The sequence below is a fragment of the Salipiger bermudensis genome, assembly GCF_017309175.1.
Lineage (GTDB): Bacteria > Pseudomonadota > Alphaproteobacteria > Rhodobacterales > Rhodobacteraceae > Salipiger > Salipiger bermudensis.
Genome location: NZ_JAEKJV010000055.1, coordinates 1 through 854, shown reverse-complemented (window position 1 = coordinate 854; position 854 = coordinate 1). Strand labels below are relative to the sequence as shown.

The following is an 854-nucleotide window of genomic DNA, read 5'->3' as shown; positions in this document are numbered from 1 at the left end:
CGATCAGGCCGGAGCGGTTCTCCATCATGCTGTGCCCCATGAAGCACAGCATGGCGCCGGCGCCGGGGGATTTCTTGGACAGCCGGGCCTCCGGATCGGTCATCGAAGCATGGGTCGCGTTCGACCGTCGTTCGCCACGGAAGTCGACTTCGGCGTTACGGTTGCGGCGTGTGGGGCGGGTCATCGGGTCGGGCTCGGCGGTGGACTGGTCAGAGGAAGATGTGGGCGGCGCGCTGCCATCTGGCGGATCGCCGGGACCCTCGTCCCCGCCCAGCGTCGCTCTTTCCTTCGGCTGGAAACTCTTCATCGACGCCCAGGCCTTCACAAGGGTGCCGTCGACCGAGAAATGGTCGTCCGACAGCAGCGGTGCCACCTCGCGATGCGCCAGAATGGCGGCCATGATCTTGCGCGACATGTCCGTGGTCAGCAGCCGGTCGCGGTTCTTCGTGAACACGGTCGGGACCCAGACAACGTCATCGATCCCAAGGCCCACGAACCAGCGGAACAGCAAGTTGTAGTCCATCTGCTCCATGAGCTGCCGCTCGGACCGGATCGAGTAGAGGATGTGCAGCAGGCTGGCCCGGATCAATCGTTCCGGCGCGATCGAGGGGCGGCCCTCACCCGCGTAAAGCCGGTCGAACTCTGCATCCAGGGAGCGCAGTGCGTCGTTGACGACGGCCCTGATCTTGCGAAGCGGGTGTCGCACTGGAATGCGCTCCTCGAGATCGACGTAGCTGAACAGCGAGCCCGTCACCTGATCTGATCCACGCATCCCACACTCCGTCGCCATCGTAGTGGTTACGGTGAATCATGTTCCACGTCAGGCGTCGAGGCGAGAGTTTTTCAGCAGCCTG

Annotated in this window: 1 protein-coding gene; it reads right to left on the bottom strand. The window is 63.9% G+C overall.

Features of this window, described 5'->3' with window-relative positions:
- On the bottom strand, positions 1-772 hold a 772-nt coding region (locus JF542_RS24325; RefSeq protein ID WP_207077736.1), incomplete at its 3' end, for an IS5 family transposase.
- Between the last annotated feature and the right edge of the window lie 82 nt (positions 773-854).